The 25198-nt window shown below is 69.0% G+C and carries 25 protein-coding genes; 19 read left to right on the plus strand and 6 right to left on the minus strand.

The window, feature by feature from the left end; translation table 11 throughout:
* Window position 1: 1 nt before the first annotated feature.
* Window positions 2-1297: a M4 family metallopeptidase gene (locus ACIRON_RS22540; RefSeq protein ID WP_402995663.1), complete on the minus strand. Its 1296-nt coding sequence runs from the start codon at window positions 1295-1297 to the stop codon at window positions 2-4.
* Between the two features lie 99 nt (window positions 1298-1396).
* On the opposite strand from ACIRON_RS22540, the gene typA reads away from it, so the two are divergent.
* From typA to ACIRON_RS22575, 7 genes are all read left to right on the plus strand, one after another.
* Entirely contained in the window at window positions 1397-3289 is a 1893-nt protein-coding gene (typA, locus tag ACIRON_RS22545) for a translational GTPase TypA (RefSeq protein WP_091045984.1), read from the plus strand.
* 75 nt (window positions 3290-3364) lie between these two features.
* Window positions 3365-4198, plus strand: coding sequence for a ketose-bisphosphate aldolase (locus ACIRON_RS22550; RefSeq protein WP_402995665.1), 834 nt, complete (start codon window positions 3365-3367; stop codon window positions 4196-4198).
* A 160-nt stretch (window positions 4199-4358) separates the two neighbouring features.
* Entirely contained in the window at window positions 4359-5654 is a 1296-nt protein-coding gene (locus ACIRON_RS22555) for an ABC transporter substrate-binding protein (protein WP_402995667.1), read from the plus strand.
* Window positions 5655-5661: 7 nt separating this feature from the next.
* Complete coding sequence (locus tag ACIRON_RS22560; protein ID WP_402995669.1) at window positions 5662-6627, plus strand: carbohydrate ABC transporter permease; 966 nt, start codon at window positions 5662-5664, stop codon at window positions 6625-6627.
* Between the two features lie 79 nt (window positions 6628-6706).
* Complete coding sequence (locus tag ACIRON_RS22565) at window positions 6707-7555, plus strand: carbohydrate ABC transporter permease (RefSeq protein ID WP_402995671.1); 849 nt, start codon at window positions 6707-6709, stop codon at window positions 7553-7555.
* Window positions 7552-9021, plus strand: coding sequence for a glycoside hydrolase family 1 protein (locus ACIRON_RS22570; protein WP_091045972.1), 1470 nt, complete (start codon window positions 7552-7554; stop codon window positions 9019-9021). The genes ACIRON_RS22565 and ACIRON_RS22570 overlap by 4 nt, the downstream gene beginning before the upstream one ends.
* A gap of 14 nt (window positions 9022-9035) precedes the next feature.
* Window positions 9036-10034 (plus strand): LacI family DNA-binding transcriptional regulator, encoded by a 999-nt coding sequence (locus ACIRON_RS22575; RefSeq protein WP_402995673.1) that lies wholly within the window; start codon window positions 9036-9038, stop codon window positions 10032-10034.
* 10 nt (window positions 10035-10044) lie between these two features.
* On the opposite strand, the gene fahA is transcribed toward ACIRON_RS22575, so the two are convergent.
* From fahA to ACIRON_RS22595, 4 genes are all read right to left on the minus strand, one after another.
* Window positions 10045-11220, minus strand: a complete 1176-nt coding sequence (fahA, locus tag ACIRON_RS22580; protein ID WP_402995675.1) for a fumarylacetoacetase — start codon at window positions 11218-11220, stop codon at window positions 10045-10047.
* Window positions 11217-12053, minus strand: coding sequence for a hypothetical protein (locus ACIRON_RS22585; RefSeq protein ID WP_402995677.1), 837 nt, complete (start codon window positions 12051-12053; stop codon window positions 11217-11219). Before ACIRON_RS22585 ends, fahA begins: the two co-directional genes overlap by 4 nt.
* On the minus strand, window positions 12050-13231 hold the full coding sequence (locus tag ACIRON_RS22590) for a homogentisate 1,2-dioxygenase (RefSeq protein WP_402995679.1): 1182 nt from the start codon (window positions 13229-13231) through the stop codon (window positions 12050-12052). The genes ACIRON_RS22585 and ACIRON_RS22590 overlap by 4 nt, the downstream gene beginning before the upstream one ends.
* A 90-nt stretch (window positions 13232-13321) precedes the next feature.
* Complete coding sequence (locus tag ACIRON_RS22595) at window positions 13322-13996, minus strand: IclR family transcriptional regulator (RefSeq protein WP_402995682.1); 675 nt, start codon at window positions 13994-13996, stop codon at window positions 13322-13324.
* Between the two features lie 210 nt (window positions 13997-14206).
* Here ACIRON_RS22595 and ACIRON_RS22600 point away from each other — a divergent pair, with 210 nt between their 5' ends.
* From ACIRON_RS22600 to ACIRON_RS22625, 6 genes are read left to right on the plus strand one after another with little or no spacing between them, the layout of a single operon-like run.
* On the plus strand, window positions 14207-15526 hold the full coding sequence (locus ACIRON_RS22600) for an MFS transporter (protein WP_402995684.1): 1320 nt from the start codon (window positions 14207-14209) through the stop codon (window positions 15524-15526).
* On the plus strand, window positions 15523-16314 hold the full coding sequence (locus ACIRON_RS22605; RefSeq protein ID WP_402995686.1) for an SDR family NAD(P)-dependent oxidoreductase: 792 nt from the start codon (window positions 15523-15525) through the stop codon (window positions 16312-16314). The genes ACIRON_RS22600 and ACIRON_RS22605 overlap by 4 nt, the downstream gene beginning before the upstream one ends.
* A complete protein-coding gene (locus ACIRON_RS22610; protein ID WP_402995688.1) occupies window positions 16314-16751 on the plus strand; it encodes a nuclear transport factor 2 family protein in 438 nt (145 codons plus the stop codon). The genes ACIRON_RS22605 and ACIRON_RS22610 overlap by 1 nt, the downstream gene beginning before the upstream one ends.
* The gene (locus ACIRON_RS22615) at window positions 16748-17581 is read left to right on the plus strand and encodes an SDR family NAD(P)-dependent oxidoreductase (protein WP_091045952.1); all 834 of its coding nucleotides are present in this window, start codon (window positions 16748-16750) and stop codon (window positions 17579-17581) included. The genes ACIRON_RS22610 and ACIRON_RS22615 overlap by 4 nt, the downstream gene beginning before the upstream one ends.
* A complete protein-coding gene (locus ACIRON_RS22620) occupies window positions 17574-19031 on the plus strand; it encodes an FAD-dependent oxidoreductase (protein WP_402995690.1) in 1458 nt (485 codons plus the stop codon). The genes ACIRON_RS22615 and ACIRON_RS22620 overlap by 8 nt, the downstream gene beginning before the upstream one ends.
* On the plus strand, window positions 19028-19513 hold the full coding sequence (locus tag ACIRON_RS22625; RefSeq protein ID WP_402995692.1) for a nuclear transport factor 2 family protein: 486 nt from the start codon (window positions 19028-19030) through the stop codon (window positions 19511-19513). Before ACIRON_RS22620 ends, ACIRON_RS22625 begins: the two co-directional genes overlap by 4 nt.
* Before the next feature lie 70 nt (window positions 19514-19583).
* On the opposite strand, the gene ACIRON_RS22630 is transcribed toward ACIRON_RS22625, so the two are convergent.
* Window positions 19584-20288, minus strand: a complete 705-nt coding sequence (locus ACIRON_RS22630; RefSeq protein WP_402995694.1) for an IclR family transcriptional regulator — start codon at window positions 20286-20288, stop codon at window positions 19584-19586.
* Window positions 20289-20470: 182 nt separating this feature from the next.
* On the opposite strand from ACIRON_RS22630, the gene ectB reads away from it, so the two are divergent.
* The 6 genes from ectB (at window position 20471) to ACIRON_RS22660 (ending at window position 25153) form a co-directional block, all read left to right on the plus strand.
* Window positions 20471-22285, plus strand: a complete 1815-nt coding sequence (gene ectB / locus ACIRON_RS22635) for a diaminobutyrate--2-oxoglutarate transaminase (protein ID WP_402995696.1) — start codon at window positions 20471-20473, stop codon at window positions 22283-22285.
* A 28-nt stretch (window positions 22286-22313) separates the two neighbouring features.
* Entirely contained in the window at window positions 22314-22730 is a 417-nt protein-coding gene (locus ACIRON_RS22640) for an ectoine synthase (RefSeq protein WP_402995698.1), read from the plus strand.
* Window positions 22727-23626: an ectoine hydroxylase gene (gene thpD / locus ACIRON_RS22645; RefSeq protein ID WP_402995700.1), complete on the plus strand. Its 900-nt coding sequence runs from the start codon at window positions 22727-22729 to the stop codon at window positions 23624-23626. The genes ACIRON_RS22640 and thpD overlap by 4 nt, the downstream gene beginning before the upstream one ends.
* 89 nt (window positions 23627-23715) lie before the next feature.
* On the plus strand, window positions 23716-24045 hold the full coding sequence (locus tag ACIRON_RS22650) for a DUF4333 domain-containing protein (protein ID WP_402995702.1): 330 nt from the start codon (window positions 23716-23718) through the stop codon (window positions 24043-24045).
* Between the two features lie 37 nt (window positions 24046-24082).
* Complete coding sequence (locus ACIRON_RS22655; RefSeq protein ID WP_402995704.1) at window positions 24083-24634, plus strand: hypothetical protein; 552 nt, start codon at window positions 24083-24085, stop codon at window positions 24632-24634.
* Window positions 24635-24670: 36 nt separating this feature from the next.
* Entirely contained in the window at window positions 24671-25153 is a 483-nt protein-coding gene (locus ACIRON_RS22660; RefSeq protein WP_402995706.1) for a MarR family winged helix-turn-helix transcriptional regulator, read from the plus strand.
* The last annotated feature ends 45 nt before the right edge of the window (window positions 25154-25198 follow it).

The raw sequence follows: 25198 nt of genomic DNA on the forward strand, positions 1-25198 counted from the left end.
ATCAGCTCTCGAGCAGCTCGTTGGCGACGGCGCGCAGCTCAGGGCTCATGTCGCCCTCGTGCACGACGACGGTGCGGCCGTCGACCTCGAACTCGTAGATGTAACGGTCAGCGCCCTTCGGCTTCGACGCAGTGGCTCCGCCGGCGACCAGGTTGCGCACGGTGGCCACCTGCGCGGCCGAGGGCGCGAGCTCCGCGGCCCCCTCCTTGGTACGGCCCAGGAAACCGCCGCTTCGGCGCACCCGCACCAGGGTCGGACCCTCACCGTCGGGCGCCGGGCTCCCTGAGGACAAGGTGACCCCGACCTCGGACCAGGCGGTGGTGACCGCCTCGGCCTGATCGCCGGCCTCGGCGACGGTGGCCGCGGCGAACCCGGCGAAGTCGGTGTCGGTGGTGACGGCGCCGTTGGTCAGCGCCGCGTACCAGATCTTGCCGGCGCCGTCCCCCGAGTTGCCGCCGATCGCCTTGGCGGCGAGGGCGAAGGCGCGGTTGGGGATGCCGGAGTTGATGTGGACGCCGCCGTTGTCGTCGGTGCCGTCGTAGATGTCGTCCATGTGGGCCGGCTGCGGGTCCTTGCCCAGGGTGGGGTCGTCGTAGGCGGTCCCGGGCTCGAGCATGTTCCGCAGCCCGACCCCCTGGACCGACTCGGTGAAGAGGCCCGCGCCGATGATCCAGTCGGCCTCGTCGGCGCTCTGGCCGAGCAGGCGCTGCTTGAGGCAGGAGCCGAACACGTCCGACATCGACTCGTTGAGCGCGCCGGGCTGGCCCTGGTAGACGAGACCGGCGGTGTGCTCGGTGACCGCGTGGGAGAGCTCGTGACCGATCACGTCGACTGCCTTGGTGAACCGCTGGAAGATCTCGCCGTCGCCGTCACCGAAGACCAGCTGGGTGCCGTCCCAGAAGGCGTTGGCGTAGTCGCGGTCGTAGTGGACGGTCATCACGACCTCGATGCCCCGCCCGTCGTAGGAGTCGCGGCCGTAGACCTCCTCGAAGAGCGCCAGCGAGCCGGTGATGCCGGTCGCGGCCTCGTCGGCGCTCTCGTCGCCCGACTCCGGGTCGCCGGCGGCGCGGACCTTCTCCCCGGGCAGGTCGGTGCCGTTGTTCGCGGTGTAGACCGTCCAGTCCCCGGCCTCGGCGGCGGTCTCGCCGGCTTCCGGGGCGGGGAGCTGGGCGAGAACCCTGGTCAGGTGCTCGGTCCGAGCGGCTCGGAATGCGTTGTCCTGGTCGAGGCGGCCGGCGTTGAGCCGCTGCACGAGATACGGGGGCACGATCTGGCAGAGGTGTTTCCGAGAAGTCATGCGCCTCAGCCAACCGTCATCTCCGGATGCGGGTCAAGGAGGTCACGGCGGATAAGATCAGATGTCCCGTCCCGCGCCAGAAATCGAGCCGCTTCGCACATGTCCGAGATCCTCAAGGCCAATCTCCGCAACGTCGCCATCGTTGCGCACGTCGACCACGGCAAGACCACGCTGGTCGACGCCATGCTCAAGCAGGCCGGTGCTTTCTCCGAGCACGCCATGGAGTCGGTCGAGGACCGCGTCATGGACTCCGGTGACCTGGAGCGCGAGAAGGGCATCACCATCCTCGCGAAGAACACCGCCATCCACTACAACGGGCCGAGCGCACCCGAGGGGATGACGATCAACATCATCGACACCCCCGGCCACGCCGACTTCGGTGGTGAGGTCGAGCGCGGCCTGTCGATGGTCGACGGGATCGTGCTCCTGGTGGACGCGAGCGAAGGGCCCCTTCCCCAGACCCGCTTCGTGCTGCGCAAGGCGCTCAACGCCGACATGCCGGTCGTGCTGGTGGTCAACAAGGTCGACCGCCCCGACGCCCGCATCGAGGAGGTCGTCGACGAGACGTACGAGCTCTTCATGGACCTGCTCGACGACTCCCACAGCCAAGACGCCCTCGACTTCCCGGTGATCTACGCCTCCGGCAAGGCCGGCGTCGCCTCCCTCGTGCAGCCCGGCAACGGCGAGCTGCCCGACTCCAAGGACCTCGAGCCGCTCTTCTCCACGATCATGGAGACCATCCCGGCCCCGACCTACGAGGCCGGCGCGCCGCTGCAGGCTCACGTCACCAACCTCGACGCCTCCCCGTTCCTGGGCCGCCTCGCGCTGGTCCGCATCCACCAGGGCACCCTGAAGAAGGGCCAGAACGTCGCCTGGATGCAGCGCAACGGCGAGGTCAAGAACGTACGCATCACCGAGCTCCTCATCACCGAGGGACTCGAGCGCAAGCCCGGCGAGCAGGCCGGCCCGGGCGACATCGTCGCCGTCGCGGGCATCCCCGAGATCACCATCGGCGAGACCCTCGCCGACCCGGAGAACCCGGTCGCGCTGCCGCTGATCCACGTGGACGAGCCCGCCATCTCGATGACGATCGGCACCAACACCTCGCCGCTGGTCGGCAAGGTCAAGGGCGGCAAGGTGACCGCGCGCCTGGTCAAGGACCGCCTCGACTCCGAGCTCATCGGCAACGTCTCCCTGCGGATCCTCAACACCGAGCGTCCCGACGCCTGGGAGGTCCAGGGCCGCGGCGAGCTGGCACTGGCGATCCTGGTGGAGCAGATGCGCCGCGAGGGCTACGAGCTGACCGTCGGCAAGCCGCAGGTGGTCACCAAGGAGGTCGACGGCAAGCTCCACGAGCCGTTCGAGCGCCTGACGATCGACGCCCCGGAGGAATACCTCGGGAGCATCACCGAGCTGCTCGCCAACCGCAAGGGCCGGATGGAGGGCATGACCAACCACGGCACCGGCTGGGTCCGGATGGAGTTCATCGTGCCGGCGCGTGGCCTGATCGGCTTCCGCACCGAGTTCCTCACCGAGACCCGCGGCACCGGCATCGCCCACCACATCTCCGAGGGCTATGACCGCTGGGCCGGCGAGATCCGCTCGCGCAACAACGGTTCGCTCGTCGCCGACCGCTCCGGTGCCGCCACGGCCTACGCGATGACGTCGCTGCAGGAGCGCGGGGTCATGTTCGTCGAGCCGACCACCGAGGTCTACGAGGGCATGATCGTCGGCGAGAACTCCCGCGCCGACGACATGGACGTCAACATCACCAAGGAGAAGCAGCAGACCAACGTCCGCTCCGCCACCTCCGACAACTTCGAGAAGCTCATCCCGCCGAAGAAGCTCTCCCTCGAGCAGTGCCTGGAGTTCTGCCGCGAGGACGAGTGCGTCGAGGTCACCCCCGAGCAGGTCCGGATCCGCAAGGTCATCCTCGACCAGAACGACCGCGCCAAGATCGCGAGCCGAGCGCGCAAGGCCAACAAGTCCTGACCGACTTCTCCTGACGGCCGCCGACCCCATGGGTCGGCGGCCGTTTCGTTGCGATCTGCCTGCGACACTTCGATCATGACCCTCACGACCACCGCCTCGCTGATCCGCTCGGCCTATGAGGAGGGCCGCGGCGTCGCCGCCTTCAACGCGATCAACCTGGAGACCGTCGAGGCGATCGCCACCGGAGCCGAGACCGCGAACCGGCCGGTCATCGTCCAGATCAGCGAGAACGCGGTGCGCTACCACGGCGGCCTGGCACCGCTGGCCCATGCCGCGATCGCGGTGGCATCGGCGTCCACCATGCCGATCTCGCTCCACCTGGACCACGCGACCGACGAGCGTCTGGTCGGGATCGCGGTCGATCTCGGCTTCTCCTCGGTGATGTACGACGCCTCCCAGCTCCCCTACGAGGACAACCTCGCCCGCACCGCTGCCGTCGCTCGCCGCTGCCACGACCGCGGCGCCCACGTCGAGGCCGAACTGGGCGAGGTCGGCGGCAAAAACGGCGTCCACGCTCCCGGCGTACGCACCGACCCGGCCGAGGCGGCCGCGTTCGTCGCCAGCACCGGCGTCGACGCCCTCGCCGTCGCGGTCGGCTCGAGCCACAAGATGACCACCCGCGACGCGGCCCTGGACGAGGCCCTGATCGCGGAGATCCACCGCGCCGTCGACGTCCCACTGGTCCTGCACGGCTCCTCCGGCGTGAGCGACGACGGGCTCCGAGCCGCCATCGCCGCCGGGATGACGAAGATCAACGTCGCCACCCAGCTCAACAAGGCCTTCACCGGCGCGGTCCGCGAAACCCTCGGAGCCGACCCGAACCTGGTCGACCAGCGCCGCTATCTCGGCGCCGGCCGCGACGCGATGGCTGCCGAGACCGCTCGGCTGCTCAGCGTCATCTCGGGCTGACTCGCGCCCCGGATTCCCCATTTTGGTGGAAGCGCTCCCACAATCACGAAATCGTTACCACCGGGCTACTTGACAGAACCCTGTGAGCGCAATCACACTCTCCGTAATCCCGAGAGTGGAAGCGCTCTCACTCCCCACACAGACGTGCAGGAGCACTCCCGTGTCCAACAACTCCAAGCCCTGGCACCGCCGGCCCAGAACCGCCCTGGCCGCATGCGCCGTCGCCTCTCTCGTCCTCGGCCTGACGGCCTGCGGTGGCGGCGACGGCGATGAGCAGTCCTCTCTCGGTAAGGACGACACGCTCACCATCACCACGTTCAGCGAGTTCGGCTACGACGAGCAGATCGAGAAGTGGAACGCCGACCCCGAGCGCCCCTTCAAGATCAAGCAGACCAAGATCGCCGAGTGGGACACCTGGAAGGAGTCGATGACCAAGGCCCTCCAGGCAGGCACCGAGCTCCCCGACGTGATCGCGGTCGAGGGTGACGCCATGGCGGCGCTGGTCGCCGAGGGCGCGAACGAGCAGTTCGCCGACATCTCCGACCCCGAGCTCGACGGCCGCTGGGTCGAATACGCCTACAAGGCCGGCCAGACCACCGACGGCAAGCAGATCGGCTACCCGACCGACATCGGCCCCGAGGCGATGTGCTACCGCGCCGACCTCTTCGAGAAGGCCGGCCTCCCGAGCGAGCCCGCCGACGCCGCAGCCCTCTTCAAGGACTGGGACACCTACTACAAGACCGGCGAGGAGTTCACCAAGAAGGTCCCCAAGACGAAGTGGTACGACGCCTCCGGCTCGGTCGCGCAGGCCATGCTCAACCAGGTCGAGTTCCCGTTCCAGACCGAGGACCAGAAGGTCAACGTCGAGAACGACGAGCTGAAGGCCGTCTACGACACCGTCACGAAGTACTCCCCGACCCTGTCCACCAAGGTCGTCCAGTGGGGCGAGGACTGGCAGGCGAACTTCACCAACGACGGCTTCGCCACGATGCCCTGCCCGGGCTGGATGTTCGCCAACATCAAGTCCTCGGCGCCGGACGTGACGGGCTGGCGGATCGCTGACGCCTTCCCGGGTGGCGGCGGCAACTGGGGCGGCTCGTTCCTCGCCGTCCCGGCCAGCGGCGCGCACACCGAGGAGGCCCAGGAGGTCGCCAACTACCTGACCAACGCCGAGTCGCAGGTCTCCGCGTCCAAGGCTGCCGGCAACTTCCCGGGCAACCTCGAGGCGCAGACGACCCTCCAGTCCGAGAACGCCGAGGACCCCTACTTCGGCAACGCCAAGACCACCGAGATCCTGACCAACCGCGCCGCTGCGGTCACGCCGGGTGTCCCGTTCAAGGGCGACAAGTACTCCGACGTACTCGGCCTCTTCCAGACCGCGATCCAGCGTGTCGACGAGGGCGAGGACCCCGAGACGTCCTGGACGACCTTCGTCGGCGCCGTGGGCAACCTCTGATCTGAAGATGCTCAAGACATCCCCTCAGGCGAGCCGCTCGCCGCAGGGCCCCTCGGCCCTGCGGCAGCGGCTCAGCCGCTGGGACGTGAAGTACGCGCCGTACCTCTTCATCGCGCCGTTCTTCATCGTCTTCGCGGCGATCGGCCTCTACCCGCTGCTCTACACGGGCTACCTGTCCTTCTTCTCCTGGCCGCGCTTCGGCGGCGCCGTGGGTGACCCGGTCGGCTGGGCGAACTATGTCCACGTCATCACCGACCCGGTCTTCCACAAGGCCCTGGTCAACACGGTCGGGATCTTCCTGCTCTCCTCGGTGCCGCAGGTGATCATCGCGACGGTCATCGCGGCGCTCCTCGACACCAACCTGCGCGGACGCTCCTGGTGGCGGATGTCGGTCCTGCTGCCGTACGTCGTCGCCCCCGCCGCGGCCGCGCTCATCTGGAGCGCGATCTTCGCCGACAAGTCCGGGCTCGCCAACCAGATGCTCGGCGTGATCGGGATCGACCCGATCGGCTGGCACACCGACCGCTTCGCCAGCTGGACGGCGATCGCGACGATGGTCAACTGGCGCTGGACCGGCTACAACACGCTGATCATCCTGGCGGCGATGCAGGCGGTCCCCCGTGACCTCTACGAGTCCGCCTCCCTCGACGGGGCCGGCAGCGGACGCCAGTTCTGGAACATCACCCTGCCTTCGATCCGCCCGACGATGATCTTCGTGATCGTCACCTCGACGATGGGCGGTCTGCAGATCTTCACCGAGCCGCGGCTCTTCGACACCAACCTGCAGCACCAGGGCGGAGCGAACTACCAGTTCCAGACCCTGACGATGTACGTCTTCAACACCGCCAACAGCGCGACCGACCCCTATCCCCGGGCGGCCGCCGCGGCCTGGCTGCTGTTCCTGCTCATCGTCGGGGTCGCCCTGCTCAACTTCGTGATCACCCGCGCGATCCAGAACAGAGGTGCCCGATGAGCGAGCGTCAGCGAGCGAACATCGAAACTTTCATCGGACCGCGTCCGTATTCTGGCGCTCGCGCTACGGAGGTGGCCCGATGAGCTCCAAGATGCACAGCATCAACAAGCCCGGCTTCCTGGTCTACGCGCTGCTCGCCGCGTTCGTCCTCGGCTCCGTCTTCCCCCTCTACTGGTCCTACGTCATGGGCACGGTCACCAAGGAGAGGACCCTCCAGTCACCGCCCCCGCTGGTGCCCGGCGGCCACTTCATCGACAACGCCAAGCGGGTCTTCGACCAGATCGACTTCTGGTCGGCGCTGCTCAACTCGGTCATCGTCTCGAGCATCGGCGCATTCTCGGTGGTGGCGTTCTCGACGCTGGCGGGCTACGCGTTCGCGAAGCTCCGCTTCAAGGGGTCCAACGTGCTGATGGCGTTCATCGTCATGACGCTGGCGGTCCCGACCCAGCTGGCGCTGGTGCCGATGCTGAAGCAGTTCAGCAACCTCGGCCTCGACGGCACCCTGACCGCGGTCACCCTGCCGTGGCTGGTGACCGCGTTCGGGGTGTTCTTCATGCGTCAGTACCTCGTCGACGCGATCCCCGACGAGCTGATCGACGCGGCCCGCGTCGACGGCTGCTCCCAGATCCGCATCGCCTGGACAGTTGCCGTCCCGGCAGCACGTCCGGCGATGGCGATCTTGGCGCTGTTCACGTTCATGAGCGTCTGGACGGACTTCATGTGGCCACTGCTGGTGCTGCAGAACTCCGACGTCCAGACCCTCCAGACCGCGCTCGACAAGCTCAAGATCGCACCCGGGCAGGGGCTGAGCGACCTCGCTCTGCTCCAGGCCGGGACCATCATGGCGACGATCCCGTTGCTGCTGTTGTTCATCGCCACCGGACGCCACCTGGTGTCCGGCATCATGCAAGGAGCCGTCAAGGGATGACCCTCTCGACAAACCCCACCCACGCCGAACGTACGTTCCCGAAGGACTTCCTCTGGGGCGCGGCGACCGCTTCCTACCAGATCGAGGGAGCCATCGACGAGGACGGACGTACGCCCAGCAACTGGGACACCTTCGCCAAGGTGCCGGGAGCGATCCTCAACGGCGACTCCGGCGAGGTGGCCTGCGACCACTACCACCGGGTGCCTGAGGACGTCGCGCTGATGAAGCGCCTCAACCTGGCCTCGTACCGGTTCTCGACGGCGTGGCCGCGGATCCGTCCCGACGGCGGGAAGGTCAACCAGGCCGGGCTCGACTTCTACAGCCGGCTCGTGGACGAGCTGCTCGAGGCCGAGATCGCGCCGTGGATCACGCTCTACCACTGGGACCTGCCGCAGGCGCTGGAGGAGCAGGGTGGCTGGACCAGCCGGGACACCGCCTACCGGTTCGTGGAGTACTCCACGACCGTCTACGACGCGCTCTCCGACCGCGTCGACAACTGGACGACGCTGAACGAGCCGTGGTGCTCGGCGTTCCTCGGCTACTCCGGTGGCCAGCACGCGCCAGGTCGCCAGGAGGGTGTGGCCGGCATCGTCGCGGCTCACCACCTGATGCTCGGTCACGGCCTGGTGGTCAACGAGCTGCGCAGCCGCGGCGCGACGCCGGAGAACGGGAAGTCGCTCGGCATCACCCTCAACCCGACGGTCGTCGACCCCTACGACGCCGACCGTCCCGAGGACGTCGACATGACCCGGCGGATCGACGGTCTGCACAACCGGGTGTTCTTCGAGCCGCTGTTCCGAGGCAAGTACGCCGACGACCTGGCCGCCGACACCGAGGGCCTGACCTTCCAGGGCCGGCCGTGGCAGGACTGGGTGCTCGAGGGCGACCTCGAGGTCATCTCGGCTCCGCTCGACGTGCTCGGGATCAACTTCTACTTCGGCAACGCCATCGCGGCGGAGCCGTTCGAGATCGACCCAGACCAGGTGCTGGGCAGCCGGCTGGTGCACTCCGACCTGCCGCGTGGCAACCCCTACCCCGGTGCGGAGTTCGTGACCCCGCGTACCGGTCGCCCCACGACCGCCCGCGACTGGGAGATCGACCCGGTCTGGCTGACCCGGCTGCTGACCCGGCTCAGCGACGAATACGGTGCCCCGCCGATCTACATCACCGAGAACGGCGCCTACTATGACGACGTGGTCGAGGATGGCGCAGTGCACGACACCGCCCGACTCGACTACATCGACCAGCACCTGCGCGCGACGCTCGACGCGATCGAGCAGGGCGCGGACATCCAGGGCTACTTCGCCTGGTCCCTGCTCGACAACTTCGAGTGGAGCTACGGCTACGCCCACCGGTTCGGGATCGTGCACGTGGACTTCGAGACCCAGGTGCGTACGCCGAAGGACAGCGGCCTCTGGTTCGCCGATGTCGCCGCCAACAACCGGGTGCCGGCCCGGAAGGAATAGGCACTGTCGTGAACATGCCCACGCTCGACGAGGTCGCCCGGATGGCTGGTGTCAGCCGGGCGACCGCGTCGCGCGCGATCAACGGCGGCTCTCGCGTCTCCGCGAAGGCCGCCGAGGCCGTCGCCGAGGCCGTCCGCACGCTCGGCTACACCCCCAACCCCGCGGCGCGATCGCTGGTGACCCGGCGTACCGACTCGGTCGCCATGGTCATCCCCGAGGCCGACGAGCGGGTCTTCGCCGACCCGTTCTTCGCCCGTACGCTGCGGATCGTCACGCGGGCCCTCTCGGCGCGCGACCTGCAGGTGGTGCTGCTGATCGCCCGCCCGGGTGATGAGGAGGAACGGCTGCTGCGCTACCTGCGCGGTGGCCACATCGACGGTGCCATCGTCGTCTCCTCGCACCGCAGCGACCTGCTCGCCGACCATGTCGCCGACCTCGGCCTGCCGGCGGCCTTCGTCGGCCGCCCGTGGACCGGCGCCCAGCGGGTCTCCTACGCCGACACCGACAACTTCGCCGGCGCGCGCGAGGTCACCCAGGTGCTCATCGACCGCGGCTGCCGCCGGATCGGCACCATCACCGGCCCCGCCGACATGAGTGCGGGAGCCGACCGGGTGGCCGGCTGGCGGGCCGCCCTGGACGCCGCCGGTCTCGCCGCCGATGCGGTCGTCGAGGGCGACTTCACCGAGGACGGCGGCGAGGCCGCCTGCGAGATCCTGCTGGGCAGGCATCCCGACATCGACGGCCTCATGGTCGCCTCCGACCTGATGGCCGCGGGTGCGCTCCGCACCCTCGAGCGAGCCGGCCGCCGCGTCCCGGACGACGTCGCGGTCGTCGGCTACGACGACCTAGGCATCGCCGAGCGCACCACTCCCCCGCTCACCACGGTCAAGAACCCGATAGGAGACATGGCCGAGGAGGCCGCCCGGCTCCTCCTCGCCCAGCTCGACGGCACCACCACCATCCCGCGTCGGGTCGTCTTCGCGCCCGAGCTGGTGCGGCGTACGTCTGCCTGATCGGGTTCGCTCAGGCCCTGCCCACGATGCGGCCGCGTGCCTCCCCGAACCCGATCCGGGTGCCGTCGGCACCGGGCGCGGTGGCGAGGAGCGCGATCTCGTCGCCGTCCTCCAGGAACGTACGCGGGGAGCCGTTGACCTCGACCGGCTCGGCGCCGCCCCAGGTCAGCTCGATGAACGCACCGCGCTGATCCTTGCCCGGGCCGGAGATCGTCCCGGAGGCGAACAGGTCCCCGGTACTGCTGGGCGCACCGTTGACGGTCTGGTGGGCGAGCATCTGCGCCGGTGACCAGTACATGGCGGCGTACGGCGGGCGGGACACGACCTGCCCGTTCCAGACCACCTCGAGCTCGATGTCCAGCCCCCAGGGACGCGGCATCTGCAGGTAGGGCAGGACCGCGGGCTCCTGTGCGGGCGTCGGGACCTGTGCGGACTCCAGCGCGAGGAGCGGGACGACCCAGGCCGAGACGGTCGAGGCGAACGACTTGCCGAGGTTCGGGCCGAGCGGAACGTACTCCCAGGCCTGGATGTCGCGCGCGGACCAGTCGTTGAACAGCACCACACCGAAGATGTGTCGCTCGGCATCGCCGGCGGGGATGCTGGTCCCCATCGCGCTCCCGGTGCCGACGACGAAGCCCAGCTCGGCCTCGATGTCGAGCCGGGTGGACGGGCCGAAGACCGGCAGCTCGTCGGCGGCGTCCTTGCGCTGGCCGGACGGGCGGACGATCTCGGTGCCGGAGACGACGATCGACGAGGACCTGCCGTGATAGCCGACGGGCAGGTGCTTCCAGTTCGGCATCAGCGGCTCCGCGGCCTGCGGACGGAACAGTCGGCCGAGGTTGCCGGCGTGGTGCTCGGAGGCATAGAAGTCGACGTAGTCGGCGACCTCGAAGGGAAGGTGGAGCGTGACGTCCCGCAGGTCGTGCACGGCCTCGTCGGGCACGTCACCCTGGATCCGCTCGGTGATCGACGCGCGGACCTCGACCCAGCGCTCGTAGCCCTGTGCCATGAACGGGTTGAGGCTGCCGGCGGCGAACACGTCGTCACCGAGGAGAAGGGCCAGGTCGACCACGTGCTCGCCCAGACGTACGCCGACCCGCGGGTCCTGGCCGGGGATCGAGTAGACCCCGTAGGGAAGGTTGGCGAGGCCGAAGAGCGAGCCGTCGGGAATGCTGATGGTGGTCACGCGAGATCCTTCTTGTATCGGGGGTCGAGCAGGCCGAGGTCGACCAGCTCGGTGATGGGTTCGTCGATGGAGCAGGTGCCGAAGGAGCAGAACGCATCCCGCACCGAGGGCTCGAGCGCTCGGACCTGCTCGGCGAGACGGCCGCCGTCCCGCTCGGCGAGCAGCTTCGCGACCTCGGTGTCGTCGCCACCGTCCTGCGCGCACCCGGTCGCCACCAGGACGTTGAGGAAGCCGTGCTGCTCGAACCCCGTCGCGGGATCCGTGTTGCGCACGGCGTGGTGCAGACCGGCGGTGGCCTTGAACGGCACCCCGAGGGAGACCGCGGACCTGACCGCTGCGGCCAGCTCCGTCTCGTCGGGGTAGAGGTCCGCCCGGACGCCGCCGGTGCGGAGCTTCGCGCGATAGCGCGTGCCTGCCAGGGCCGCGAACAGGTCGGCGCGGCGACCGTCCCGGGGCACCTCGACATAGCTGGTCAGGTCGGCGTCGAGGTCGGCGGCGTCGAGCGCCGCCAGGGCCTCAGCGGCGGTGGCCCCGTCGGGAAGCGCCACCTCGAGTCCGACGAGGCGGACGGACCGGACCGCTCGTGCGGCGGCGATCGCCGGGACGAGCCCCGGCAGCGGAACCGTCAGGGTGAGGTCGACGGAGTGCCCAGGCCGATCTCCCAGGACGACCTCGAGCGCACCCAGGTCCTTGGCGGCCAGGACGAGCGGCCCGACCAGGCCGGCATGGGCCGACCGCAGATGACGTACGTGAGCGTCGACGGCCTGATCGAGCGGCGCGTTCCCCGGCGGGAACACGGCCGCGTCGTCGAGCAGCCCCGCCAACGTCCTCATCGGTTGCGCACCCAGGAGTAGGCGTACTGTCCGTCGTCGGTCGCGCGGCCGGCCTCGCCGAGCAGCAGCGGCCGGAAGGTGTCGACCATGACGGCGAGCTCGTCGAAGAACTCCGCACCGATGCTGCGTTCGTACGCGCCCGGCTGCGGGCCGTGCGGGTGACCACCCGGGTGCAGCGAGATCGACCCCTGGCCGATGCCGGATCCCTTGCGCGCCTCGTAGTCGCCGCCGCAGTAGAACATCACCTCGTCGGAGTCGACGTTGGAGTGGTAGTAGGGCACGGGGATCGCGAGCGGGTGGTAGTCGACCTTGCGCGGCACGAAGTTGCAGATCACGAAGTTGTTGCCCTCGAAGACCTGGTGCACCGGCGGCGGCTGGTGGATCCGGCCGGTGATCGGCTCGAAGTCCCTGATGTTGAACACGTAGGGGTAGAGGCACCCGTCCCAGCCGACGACGTCGAACGGGTGGTGGGGCAGCACGTGGATGCTGCCGGCGATCCCGTCCGGCCCGCGGTGCTTGATGTGGACCTCGACGTTCTCGCCCTCGACCACCTTCGGTCCCTCGGGCAGCCGGAGGTCGCGCTCGCAGAAGGGGGCGTGCTCGAGCAGCTGACCGTGCTTCGAGAGGTAGTTCCGGGCCGGCCCGATGTGGGAGTTGGCCTCGATCGCGTAGATGCGCAGCACACCGTCGGGGACGACCCGGTACGTCGTCGCGCGCGGGATGATCACGTAGTCGCCGTCCCCCACCTCGAGGTCGCCGAACACGGTCTCCACCCGTCCGGCGCCGTCCTCGACGTAGAGGCACTCGTCGCCGAGCGCGTTGCGGTAGTAGGGGCTCACCGCGTCGGCCACGACGTAGGACAGCCGTACGTCATCGTTGCCGAGCAGCAGCCGACGTCCCGTCACGGCGTCGATGCCGGTCGCGCCCTCGGCGAAGATCTTGTGCGTCGACAGGTGCCGCGGGATGAGTGGGTGGTTGGGCACGAGGGACTGGTCGTTCAGCTCCCACGCGCGGTACTCACTCACGGCCGAGGGGATGTGCCGGTGGTACAGCAACGAGGAGTCCGAGGAGAAGCCCTCCTCCCCCATGAGCTCCTCGAAGTAGAGGTTCCCGGCCTCGTCGCGGTGCTGGGTGTGCCGCTTCGGGGGAACGGCGCCGGCGGAGTGGTAGTACGGCATGAGTGCTCCTTGTGCGTTGAACGCACATTTATGTGCGCTCTAAGCGCAAAAGTAGGACGACGGCCCGCGCGTCGTCAAGAGAGCGCCGACTCAGCCCAGGCCGAGCTCGGCCAGGCGCCGAGCGGCGGCACCCACCAGCGGGCCGACCTCGGTCGGGTCGATGTCGTCCATCGTGACGACGCCAACGGACGCCCGCAGCGACCCGGGAGCCTCGAAGCCGACGGCGATCCCGACCGCGCCACGCTGCAGCTCGCCCGCGGTGTGGCTGTAGCCGAGCTCGCGCGCCTCCCGAACCGCGGCGGAATCGCCCGGCCGCGGGCCGGCGAGCGCGAGGATCGCGATCCCGCTCGCACCCTTGTCGAGCGGGTAGCGCAGCCCGATCCGATAGCCGACCCGCACGGGCCCCTGGCCGACCTTCGGGTCGGCCTCGAGCACCGGGACACACTCGTCCTCGCCGTGCGCGAGGGTCAGGAACGCCGGAGCGCCGACCGCGTCGGCAAGATCTTGCAGCGAAGGCTCGGCCGCCTGGATCAGCTGAGCCGAGAAGCGACCCGCCAGCGCGACCACGCCGGCACCGAGGCGTAGGCGCTTGTTGCGCCCCTGCGTGACGAGGGCACGCGCCTCCAGTGTGGCGACGACGCGATAGGCGATCGCGCGGTCGACGCCGAGGTGAGCGGCGACGTCGGCCACCGTGACGCCGGCCGGGTTCTGGGAGACGAAGGCCAGCGCCGCCAGCCCACGATCCAAGCCTTGAAGCGTGGCCATCCTCATCCTCCCGATCCGGGTCGTCGACGGGGACACAGCAGCCCCCAGCCGCAGACTAGAGCACGTCTCCACGCACAACCATCGCCACCGGCCACGGCGCCGAGCGCGGCCACCGATCCGCCGGCAGGTGTTGCGCCCATCACACATTGGTGGTTATGGTGACGCATAATTGAACGCTTCGTTCGTTATTTGAACGTCCGAGAGGCAGTAATGAGTCCTTCCGTCACCGCAGGCAGTCCGACCGAGACCGGCCGTCCCACCCAGTCCACCGCCAAGGTGATCCGGGCGGCCGTGCTCGGCACCGTGGTCGAGTACTACGACTTCGCGATCTACGGCTACATGGCGACGATGATCGCCAGCCACTTCTTCATCGAGAGCGACCCCACCACCGCGCTGCTGAACACGTTCGCCGCCTTCGCGGTCGCGTTCTTCCTGCGCGTCCCCGGAGGGATCTTCTTCGGGCACATCGGCGACAAGTACGGCCGCAAGCGCTCCCTGACCTACACGATCCTGCTGATGGCGATCGCCACCGCCGGGATCGGGATCCTGCCGACGTACGCCACGCTGGGCGTCTGGGCGACGGCGGTCCTGGTCCTGTGCCGCTGCCTGCAGGGCTTCGCGGCGGGCGGTGAGCTCAGCGGCGCCAACGCGTTCGTCGCGGAGAACGCCCCGGCCAAGCACCGCGCCTTCCAGACCTCGTTCGTGAACACCGGCACCTATCTGGGATCCCTGCTGGCCGCGCTCGTCGCCCTCGGCGTCAACACGGCCTTCAGCGAGGACACGATCAGCCAGTGGGCCTGGCGCGTGCCGTTCCTGATCAGCCTGGTGATCGGCCTGGTCGGCCTCTACATCCGCAGCCAGCTCCACGAGACCGACCAGTTCGAAGCCGTCCAGGAGTCCGAGGACATCGAGCAGTCGGCGTACCCCATCACCGACGTGCTCCGGCACGCCTGGCGCCAGGTCCTCCTCGTGGTCGGGCTCGGCGCGCTCATCGTCGGCGGCTACTACATCTGCTCCGTCTACGCGGCCAGCTACCTGCAGACCGAAGGCGGCCACTCCGCGGACGTCGCCTTCACCTCCACGTGCATCGCGATGGTCGCCGCCGTCATCAGCCTGCCGATCGCCGGCTACCTCGGCGACAGGTTCGGACGACGACCGGTCTTCTTCACCAGCTCCGGCCTGGTGGTCGTCCTGACGATCCCGGCCTTCCTGCTGATGCGTGACGGTTCGGTGGGTGCCGCGATCGCGGCCCAGGCGACCCTCGCCTTCGTGATCGGCTGCAACAACGGCGTCTCGTTCTCGACGTACGCCGAGATCTTCCGCGCTCGCTACCGCTACAGCGGCATCGCGCTGGCCAACAACTTCACCAACATGACCCTGGGCGGGACGGCCCCCTTCATCGCGACGCTCCTGATCAGCCTGACCGGCAACAACCTCGCGCCGGCCGGCTTCCTGCTGTTCACCGCCGTGCTGTCGTTCATCGCCACGTTCTTCCTCCCCGAGACCCGCGGCAAGGAGCTCGAGCTGTGACCGAGACCCGTGACTTCGACGGCAGGTCCGTCTTCATCACCGGTGCCGCCGGCGGCCTGGGCCGCGCCTACAGCCTCGCGCTGGCGGCACGCGGCGCACGCGTGTGGGTCGCCGACCTGGACGAGGACGGCGCTCGAGGCCTGGCCCAGGAGGTCTCGGCAGCCGGCGGCTCGGCGCGGGTGGTCTCCCTCGACGTCGCCGACCCGGAGTCGTGGGCCCGGGTCTCGCGGGAGGTCGAGCGGGAAGGCCCCCTGCACGGCCTGGTGAACAACGCCGGCGTGAGCCTGCGTCTGGGCATCGAGGAGACCAGCGTCGAGCAGTGGAACCAGGTGATGGCCATCAACCTGTCCAGCGTCTTCTACGGGATGAAGTTCCTCGCTCCGGCCCTGACCAGCGCGAACGGCGCCTCGGTCGTCAACGTCTCCTCCATCGCCGGGCTGGTCGGCTACTTCTCCGCGACGTACGGCACCAGCAAGTGGGGTGTGCGGGGACTGTCGAAGGTCGGCGCCCTGGAGTACGCGGACCGGAAGGTGCGGGTCAACTCGGTCCACCCCGGGCTGACCGGCACTCCGCTGCTGCATCAGGCACCCGACAGCAGCTTCGTGGACGCGAGCCTGCGGGCCGTGCCGGAGGGCCGGCTCGCCTCGCCGGACGAGATCGCCGCCGTGGTGTGCTTCCTGCTCTCCGACGCGTCGTCCTACGTCAACGGAGCCGAGCTGGTCGCCGACGGCGGGCTGACCTCAGGTGGGCTCTACCACCGGATCCTCGCCGACCTGGGGGCCGAGTGATGACTCCCGAGCTCGAGGCCTTCGTCGAGGTCCAGCACTTCTACGGACGACAGTCCCTGGCCATCGACCGGGGCGAGGCCGCCGACTGGGCCGCGATGTTCACCGCTGACGGCGTCTTCGACTCCCCCACCTACCCCGATCCGGTCGTCGGTACCTCGGCCCTGGAGGAGTTCGCTCGGACGGTGCATCAGGGCAGCCCGCATCTGCATCACATCGTGACGAACGTGGCGCTCGACGGGGTCACCGACGACACGGTCGTCGTACGGGCGAACCTCCTCATCGTCACCACCCACGACCTCACCACCGGCGGAGCGCGCATCGAGCGCGTCACCACCATCACCGATCAGTTCCGGCGGCTGCCGGAGCTGCGGCTTCACCACCGTCTGGTCGTCCGCGACGGACAGCCGGACCCACTCAAGAAGGAGCTCCACCCATGACTGACGAACGTGCCACCTCGAATCCCGGCCGCGTCGACTTCTCCCCGCTGCCGGCCCTCAACCCCGAGCTCAGCGGACGTACCGTCGTCGTCACCGGGGCGGGCCGAGGGATGGGCGCTCTCTTCGTCGAGGAGCTCGCCCGCCGCGGTGTGAACGCCGTCGGCGGCGATCTCGACGGCGACGCGATGGCGGCGGTCGCGGACAAGATCAACGCCAACCTGTCGGGTGTCCCCGACGCGGGCCGCGTCGTCGGGATCGGCGCCGACGTGACCGACCCCGCCGCTCACGACGCGATGGCGGCCACGGCGCTCGACGAGTTCGGCCGGCTGGACATGTGGGTCAACAACGCCGGGGTCTTCCCGCAGGCCGAGTTCACCGACATCTCCCCCGATCAGCTCGCCCTGACCTACGGGGTCAACCTCAACGGAGTCGTCTACGGCGGCCAGACCGCCGCCCGTCACTTCCGCACCGTCGGCGGCGGCGTGATCGTCAACATGGGCTCGGTCGCAGCCGTGCGTGCTCGGGTCACCCGGGCGACGTACAACTCCTCCAAGGCCGCGGTGAAGCACCTGACAACCTGCATGTCGGTCGAGCTCGGCCCGGACAACATCCGGGTCAACTCGATCGCTCCCGGCTTCATCGACACCGAGATGACCCGCTGGGTCCAGGAGGACCCGGTGGCGCTCGACCGCGCGCTCAGCACCGTCCCGCTGCGCCGCCTGGGCGCCCCGATCGAGGTCTTCAGCGCCCTCTACTTCCTGCTCTCCGACAGCGCCCGCTACATCACCGGAACCAACATCCCGGTGGACGGTGGCTCGCAGCATGTCTGAGCCGTACGACTACGACCTGATCGTCGTCGGCGCCGGCGGTGCCGGGCTGGCCGCAGCCATCGCGGCCGCTCAGGACGGGGCCAGGGTCCTGTTGCTCGAGTCGGAGGCCGAGGTAGGTGGGTCGACGCAGCTCTCCGCGGGCCTGCTCACCGCGGCCGGGACGGGCGTCCAGGACGCCCTCGGCATCGAGGACTCCCCCGCTCGGATGTTCCAGCACTACATGGATCTCAACCAGTGGCGCGTCCTTCCGGGCCCGGTCCGGATGTTCTGCGAGGAGTCGAGCACCATCGTCGACTGGGTCGTCGACCTGGGAGTCGAGATCCCTGCGCAGATCTCCCACAACGCGCACATGCCGGGCCTGACCCGAGCCGGCGTCGAGGACGTCTGGCGCGGGCACGTACCCAAGGATCAGGGGTACGGCCTGGTGCAGGCGCTGGACAAGGCGCGCCAACGACTGGGCGTTGACCTGGCTCTCGGCAGCCGGGTGGAGGACGTGCTCGTCCGTGACGGCGAGGTCGCCGGCGTGGTCATCGAGGACACCGAGATCACCGCACCGTGTGTCGTGGTCGCCTCCGGCGGTCTCGCGGCCGACCCCGGGCTCGTGGCGAAGTACTTCCCCGAGACCTCGGTCGCCGGCGACGCGCTCTTCGTGGTCGCCGCTCCGGGCTCACGCGGCGACCACATCGGCATCGCCGAGCGGCACGGCCTGTCCCTGTTCGGCGACGGCTGGGGCCTGCTCCTGGTCACCGCCGAGTTCCAGCGCTTCCACCACTGGCAGAGCGGGTTCCCGCCACCGTCCCGCATCCACGTCAACACCGACGGCCGTCGCTGCATGGACGAGGACGCGCCGTACGCGGTCAGCCCGGGGATCCTGAAGGACAACGGCGGGTGGGTCTGGTCGGTCTTCGACGAACGAGCCCGGACCGCGCTGCCGGACGGGTACGCCGACTGGACCCCCGACCGCGTCGCCGAGGAGGTCGGCAAGGGCGTCGTCCGTCGGGCCGAGACCCTCGAGGAGCTCGCGGGCCTGATGGAGGTTCCGGCCGAGAACCTGACGGCCAGCGTCGAGCGGTTCAACGAGCTCTTCCGGGCCGGGCGCGACGAGGACTTCCTTCGGCACGAGACCCTGGCGGCGAAGGGCGCCGGACCGCATCTGGACCCGATCGGGTCCGGCCCGTTCTACGCCGTCCGGATGCTGCCGGCCGAGCTGGTCTGCACCCACACCGGACTCCAGATCGATGCTCGCACGCGCGTCGTGAGGACCGATGGCCGCGCGGTTCCGGGGCTCTTCGCGGCCGGCGAGGCCGCCGGCGGCATCCTCGGCGAGCGCTACGTCGGCGGCGGCAACTCGGTCGCGCACGCACTGGTGCTCGGCCGGGTCGCCGGACGCGAGAGCGCCCGACGCGCGGCAGAGGTCACCGAGAGGCAGAAGGAGGTCGCGGACGCATGAGCCGCATCGAGGACCGGTTCGAGATCCAGGACGTCCTGTTCCGGTACGCACGCGCCGTCGACCGGCTGGACTACGATGCGATCGCGGCGTGCTACTTCGACGACGCGATCGACGTCCACGGTGGCTACACCGGGGACGCGGCCGGGCTGGTCGAGGACATCAGGCAACGCCATCGGACGATCGACTCGTCCCAGCACTTCATCAGCAACGTGCTGATCGACTTCGTCGACGACGACACGGCAGGCGTCGAGTCGTACTGTCTGTGCTTCCTGCGCCAGAAGCCGGCGCCGGGGGCGGCCGAACAGGATCTCGCGGTCATCCGCTGCCGCTACGTGGACCGGTTCGAACGTCGCGACGGCCGGTGGGCCATCGCCGACCGTGTCGTGGTCTTCGACGAGTCGCGCACGGTGTCGATGGTGGACCAGCTCGATCCCGCCTGGGTCGCCTCCCAGCGCGACATGAGCGATCCCGTCTACTCCTGACCGAGGCACGACCCCGGATCGGATCCCGGGTCTCGAGGCACGTCGCCCGAGGCCCGGGATCCTGCCGTTCTCAGCGTTGGCCGCCGTGCACGAGCAGCAGCGACCTGAGCTCCTCGGCCGCCTTGACCACCAGCGGGGCCGCACGATCCGCCGCGTTCCGGTCCACGAGCGAGATCCCGAGACACGCCTCCGGCATCTTGGCCGGGGTGGGCACCGGCACCGAGACGCCCGCGACCCCAGGGATGATCTGCTCGAACGACAGCGCGTACCCCAGGCGTCGGGCCTCACGCACCTCCTCGGAGTCGTCCTCGCTCGGCGGCCGGCCGGCGAGGATCGCGATCCCACCCGAGCCGCGATCTATCTGGTGACGGTGCCCGGTCCGGAACGAGAGATGGACCGCGGCGTTGCGTGGCTCCACGACGGCGATCGCCTGGACCTCGTTGTCACTGACCGGGACCATGATGTGCGCGGTCCCACCGGTCGCGTCCGCCAGCTCGGCCAGCACCGGGTAGGCGATGCGGTGCAGGTCGCTGTCGACGTGCGAGGCGAGCTGCACGAGCCCGTAGGACAGGTGGAAGCACTTGTTCTCGTCGCGGCGGACGATGTCGTGGGCCCGGTAGGTCTCCATCAGCCGATGCAGGGCCGTGCGGTTCATCCCCATGTCCCGGCTCAACGACGCGAGGGTGACCCCCAGAGGATGCTCGGCCAGGTACCACAGCACCCGCAGGCCACGATCGATCGTTTGCGCACCGGCCGGCGGCGCGGACTCAAGCATCTGAAGACGACCCTTCTCAAATGTGTGCGTTATATGAACACCCTACCCGTTCCTTCGGGAGCCCGGCACCCGATATGCGACTCATCCGCCCCACATATCGCAGTGCGGACTCCTCCCGGGCCTTACGTCCTGCATCCTGTTAGCGTCGTGCGGCGATGCCACATCGCAATTCGAATGGCAGCGTGCCCCGCCCGGAGTCGGCCACCCGAGTCGACTTCCGCTCACCGAACCTCGAGGACGGTCAGCATCTGTGGCGGATGGCACGGGAATCTCGGGTACTCGACGTCAACACCTCGTACGCCTACCTGCTGTGGGCGCGCGACTTCGCGGCGACATCGATCGTCGCGACCGTCGATGACGATCCAGGAGGATTCGTCATCGGCTACCGCCGTCCGGACGAGCCAGAGACCCTGATGATCTGGCAGGTCGCCGTCGACGAGCGGCACCGCGGCCAGGGCCTGGCCCGCCGCATGCTCGACGAGCTCGTCGACAGCCTCTCCGGCGACCGCGTACGTCGCCTGGAGACGACCATCACCGCGGACAACAGCGCCTCCATCGCGCTGTTCACCTCGTTCGCGAACGCCCGCAGCGCCCCGATCGAGCGCACGCCGCTCTTCGAGGCCGCGATGTTCCCCGACGGGCACGACGCGGAGCTGTTGTTCCGCATCGGCCCGTTCTCGACCGCACGATCGACCACACCCGGAGGTGTCATGTCCATGACGACGACCACCGAACCCGCCACCGCGATCTTCGACTCGTTGGAGTCGCAGGTCCGCAGCTACTGCCGCAGCTGGCCGGCCGTGATGACCCACTCCCAGGGCTCCACCCTCACCAGCGAGGACGGGCGCGAGTTCCTGGACTTCTTCGCCGGGGCCGGCGCGCTCAACTATGGGCACAACAACCCCGCGCTGCTGGATCCGCTGCTCGACTACCTGCGCGAGGGCCGGATCATTCACTCGCTGGACATGCACACCAGCGCGAAACGGGACTTCCTGCAGGCCTTCTCCGACCTGATCCTCGAGCCGCGCGGCCTCGACTACAAGGTGATGTTCCCCGGTCCGACCGGCACGAACTCCGTCGAGGCCGCTCTCAAGCTGGCCCGTAAGGTGACCGGGCGCCAGCACGTGCTGTCGTTCACCAACGCGTTCCACGGGATGACGCTCGGCTCGCTGGCCGTGACCGGCAACTCGATGAAACGCAAGGGCGCGGGCATCCCGCTGACCAACAGCTCGAAGATCCCGTACGACGACTACTTCAACGGGGCCGTCGACGACTTCATGTGGCTGGAGCGGGTGCTCGAGGACAGCGGCTCCGGCGTCGACAAGCCGGCCGCGATCATCGTGGAGTCCGTCCAGGGCGAGGGCGGCCTCAACGCCGCCCGGCTGGAGTGGCTCAAGGCGCTCTCGGACCTGTGCCGCGAGTACGACATCATCTTGATCGTCGACGACGTGCAGGCCGGCTGCGGGCGTACCGGCACGTTCTTCAGCTTCGAGGAGGCCGGGTTCTCCCCCGACATCGTCTGCCTGTCGAAGTCGATCTCCGGCTTCGGTCTGCCGATGGCGCTGACCCTGATCCGGCCGGACCTGGACCAGTTCGAGCCCGGCGAGCACAACGGCACCTTCCGCGGCCACAACCTCGCCTTCGTCACCGCCAAGGTGGCGCTGGAGACGTACTGGGCCGATGACTCCTTCCAGAACGAGGTCCAGGCGAAGGCCGCCGAGCTGCGCGCAGGGCTGACGGAGATCGCCGAGCGGTACGAGGGTGCGACCGTCCGCGGTCGCGGTCTCCTGACCGGCATCGCCTTCCCGGACGCCAGCTCGGCGGAGAAGATCGCGACCGCGGCCTACGAGTGCGGCCTGCTGGTCGAGACCTCCGGACCCGAGGACGAGGTGCTCAAGACGATGCCGCCGCTGACCATCAGCTCCGAGGAGCTCGCCCGCGGCATCGCCATCCTCGAGGAGGCCACCGCGGCCGTCCTCGGCGACAGCGCTGCCTGACCTCCCCCGACACCTGAAACGAGACAACATGCGCGTCACCTATCTGGAAGACCTCGACGACACCGACCGAGACGTACGCGTCGAGTCCGAGCACGGCACCTGGCGCAGCCGCCGGATCGTGCTGGCCCGCGAGGGCGTCGGCTTCTCCTTCCACGAGACCAACATCCCCGCCGGGACGACGAACGAGTTCTGGTACGCCAACCACATCGAGTGCGTCTACTGCGTCGGCGGTGAGGGCGAGCTCCTCGACCGCGAGACGGGAGAGACGTACGAGATCCGCGACGGGATGTGCTACCTGCTCGACAAGAACGACAAGCACACCGTCACCGCCACGACCGATCTGCGCCTGATCTGCACCTTCAACCCACCGGTCACCGGCCGCGAGGTGCACGACGCCGACGGCGTCTACCCGCTTCTCACCGAGACCGAGGAGGTCACTGCATGACCGCTGCAATCGAGCACGTCGAGGACGTGTACCCCACCCGCCTCGAGGAGGGCTTCAGCACGCTCCCCCGCCAGGACAAGGTCGTCTGGGGCACCGCTGCCGACGGGCCCATCGACCAGCAGACGCTCGACTCCTACGCCGAGCGCGGCTACCTGACCGTCCCCGACCTCATCACGCCCGAGGAGGTCGCGGAGCTGCGCGCCGAGCTGCACCGGCTCAGCAACGACCCCGAGATCCGGGCCGACCAGCGCACCATCATCGAACCCGCCTCGCAGGAGGTGCGCTCGATCTTCGAGGTGCACAGGATCAGCGACCTCATCGCCCGGCTGGCGGCCGACCCGCGCGTGGTCGGCCGGGCGCGGCAGGTCCTGGGCTCGGAGGTCTACATCCACCAGAGCCGGATCAACCTCAAGCCCGGCTTCGGCGGCGGTGACTTCTCCTGGCACTCCGACTTCGAGACCTGGCACGCCGAGGACGGTCTGCCCCGGATGCGGACCGCCAGCATCTCGATCTCGCTGACCGACAACCACTCCTTCAACGGGCCGCTGATGATCATGCCCGGCACGCACAGGACGTACGTCTCGTGCGGCGGTGCCACTCCTGAGGACAACTACAGGTCCTCGCTGGTGATGCAGGGCGCCGGCACCCCGGACCAGGAGACGGTCACGAAGATGGCGGACACCTACGGGATCGACGTGCTGGCCGGGGCCGCCGGCAGCGCGGTCATGTTCGACTGCAACTGCATGCACGGGTCCAACGGCAACATCACGCCGTACCCGCGCTCGAACGTCTTCCTGGTGTTCAACAGCGTGGAGAACACCGCGGTCGAGCCGTTCTCGGCGCCGAGGCCGCGGCCCACGTTCATCGGGGCGCGCGACTTCGCTCCGGTGGGCTGACCCCTCGGCCGTTCGCGTCTTCGCGTCTTCGCGCCCGAGCGGGTGCGGCGTACGTCTGCCTGAACTTTGCCTACCCCTAGGCTGAGCGCATGACACGTACCCACGCCTTCTCGGGCGCCCTGACCGGCGCGGCTCTGCTCGTGCTGTCGCCCGCCCTGACGGCGTGCGGCGGCTCGAGCGAGGACTACGTGCAGGAGAAGACCGTCGAGCGGATCGCGACCGAGCAGCTCACCAACGCCATCGGCGTCATCCCCGAGAATCTCGACTGCCCCGGCGACCTCGAGGGCAAGGTCGGCACCGAGATGACCTGCGTCCTCACCTCCGAGGGCGAGAAGTACGACGCGATCATCACCGTCGACGACGTCGACGGCGGTCGGGTCCACTTCCAGATCGACGTGCCGCCCAACGCCACGGAGTGAGCCCACAGAGCTCCCGGAACAGATAACCTGTTGATTCGTGTCCCCTCATGCGAGGCCCTTCTTCGACCATGTCGCGCGCGTGTGCGACGGAACGCCCTACAAGGCGACCGAGACGGCGCGCGGTTTCGACGTGGAGCTCGACCTGGCCGACGAGCGCTGGCACTCCACGCTGCTGGCCGCCAAGCTGCACTGGGTCTTCACCTACCACGTCTCGATGCCGACCCGGAGCTCGTACGCGATCATCGAGGACACCCGCAGCCTCGTCTGGTTCGGCGACGTGCCCCACACGCAGAGAACCGGCGTACGCCGCATCGAGGCCGATGATGAGCAGACCGACCAGGGTGTGTGGACCGTGCACGACCCCGAGGCCGTCCCCGACCTGGACCAGTTCCGCTTCGACGCCGAGGAGGGCCGCACGCTGATCACCAGCGTCGCCCGGCTCTACGCGCTGCAGCAGCGCGGCGCCCGGCACGAGGGGGCGGGCTTCTCCGTCGCGGTCGGCCTGGTCGTGACGCTCTCGGTGCTCGCGACCGTCATCGGCCTCGCCGTGATTCTCAACCTGCTCGGGACGTTCGGCGCGCCGTCGTAGGACGATCGTCAAGCCATCTGTGTGATGCTGGCCCGCATGGATCCGATCCGCGAGGCAGAACGGCAGTGGATCGCGCACGGCTGGGCCGACGCCGCCGACGGGATGGCGCTGGTGACCTCGCTCGTGCGCGTGCACCAGCTCGTGATGGAGCGCGTCGACTCCGCGCTGCGACCCCACGACCTCTCCTTCGCCCGCTACGAGGTGCTCCGCCTCCTCTCCTTCACCCAGGACGGCCAGCTCCCGATGGCCAAGCTCGGTTCCCGCCTCCAGGTCCACCCGGCCTCGGTGACCAGCGCCGTCGCCCGACTGGAGAAGCAGGGCTTCGTACGCCGCAGCCGCTCCGCCGCCGACGGCCGCGTGGTTCTCGCCGCCATCTCCGACACGGGCCGCGAGACGGTCGAGGCGGCCACGATCTCGCTCAACAGCGAGGTCTTCGAGAAGCCCGGCATCGAAGACGTGAATGACCTGACCGCGCTGCTCACCCAGCTCCGCGCGGCCTCGGGGGATGCCGTCGGCTGAGACATCGACGTCGCGTACTGGCAAGTACGCGAGGGACGACCTATG

Origin of the sequence: Nocardioides sp. NPDC101246, from assembly GCF_044767415.1 — a bacterium.
GTDB lineage: Bacteria > Actinomycetota > Actinomycetes > Propionibacteriales > Nocardioidaceae > Nocardioides.

Bases quoted from the DNA above. Each gene is read 5' to 3' on its own strand.
- ACIRON_RS22540 (WP_402995663.1), bottom strand. From the start codon at position 1,297: ATGACTTCTCGGAAACACCTCTGCCAGATCGTGCCCCCGTATCTCGTG.
- typA (WP_091045984.1), top strand. From the start codon at position 1,397: ATGTCCGAGATCCTCAAGGCCAATCTCCGCAACGTCGCCATCGTTGCG.
- ACIRON_RS22550 (WP_402995665.1), top strand. From the start codon at position 3,365: ATGACCCTCACGACCACCGCCTCGCTGATCCGCTCGGCCTATGAGGAG.
- ACIRON_RS22560 (WP_402995669.1), top strand. From the start codon at position 5,662: ATGCTCAAGACATCCCCTCAGGCGAGCCGCTCGCCGCAGGGCCCCTCG.
- ACIRON_RS22565 (WP_402995671.1), top strand. From the start codon at position 6,707: ATGAGCTCCAAGATGCACAGCATCAACAAGCCCGGCTTCCTGGTCTAC.
- ACIRON_RS22570 (WP_091045972.1), top strand. From the start codon at position 7,552: ATGACCCTCTCGACAAACCCCACCCACGCCGAACGTACGTTCCCGAAG.
- ACIRON_RS22575 (WP_402995673.1), top strand. From the start codon at position 9,036: ATGCCCACGCTCGACGAGGTCGCCCGGATGGCTGGTGTCAGCCGGGCG.
- ACIRON_RS22585 (WP_402995677.1), bottom strand. From the start codon at position 12,053: ATGAGGACGTTGGCGGGGCTGCTCGACGACGCGGCCGTGTTCCCGCCG.
- ACIRON_RS22590 (WP_402995679.1), bottom strand. From the start codon at position 13,231: ATGCCGTACTACCACTCCGCCGGCGCCGTTCCCCCGAAGCGGCACACC.
- ACIRON_RS22595 (WP_402995682.1), bottom strand. From the start codon at position 13,996: ATGGCCACGCTTCAAGGCTTGGATCGTGGGCTGGCGGCGCTGGCCTTC.
- ACIRON_RS22600 (WP_402995684.1), top strand. From the start codon at position 14,207: ATGAGTCCTTCCGTCACCGCAGGCAGTCCGACCGAGACCGGCCGTCCC.
- ACIRON_RS22610 (WP_402995688.1), top strand. From the start codon at position 16,314: ATGACTCCCGAGCTCGAGGCCTTCGTCGAGGTCCAGCACTTCTACGGA.
- ACIRON_RS22615 (WP_091045952.1), top strand. From the start codon at position 16,748: ATGACTGACGAACGTGCCACCTCGAATCCCGGCCGCGTCGACTTCTCC.
- ACIRON_RS22620 (WP_402995690.1), top strand. From the start codon at position 17,574: ATGTCTGAGCCGTACGACTACGACCTGATCGTCGTCGGCGCCGGCGGT.
- ACIRON_RS22625 (WP_402995692.1), top strand. From the start codon at position 19,028: ATGAGCCGCATCGAGGACCGGTTCGAGATCCAGGACGTCCTGTTCCGG.
- ACIRON_RS22630 (WP_402995694.1), bottom strand. From the start codon at position 20,288: ATGCTTGAGTCCGCGCCGCCGGCCGGTGCGCAAACGATCGATCGTGGC.
- ACIRON_RS22640 (WP_402995698.1), top strand. From the start codon at position 22,314: ATGCGCGTCACCTATCTGGAAGACCTCGACGACACCGACCGAGACGTA.
- thpD (WP_402995700.1), top strand. From the start codon at position 22,727: ATGACCGCTGCAATCGAGCACGTCGAGGACGTGTACCCCACCCGCCTC.
- ACIRON_RS22650 (WP_402995702.1), top strand. From the start codon at position 23,716: ATGACACGTACCCACGCCTTCTCGGGCGCCCTGACCGGCGCGGCTCTG.
- ACIRON_RS22660 (WP_402995706.1), top strand. From the start codon at position 24,671: ATGGATCCGATCCGCGAGGCAGAACGGCAGTGGATCGCGCACGGCTGG.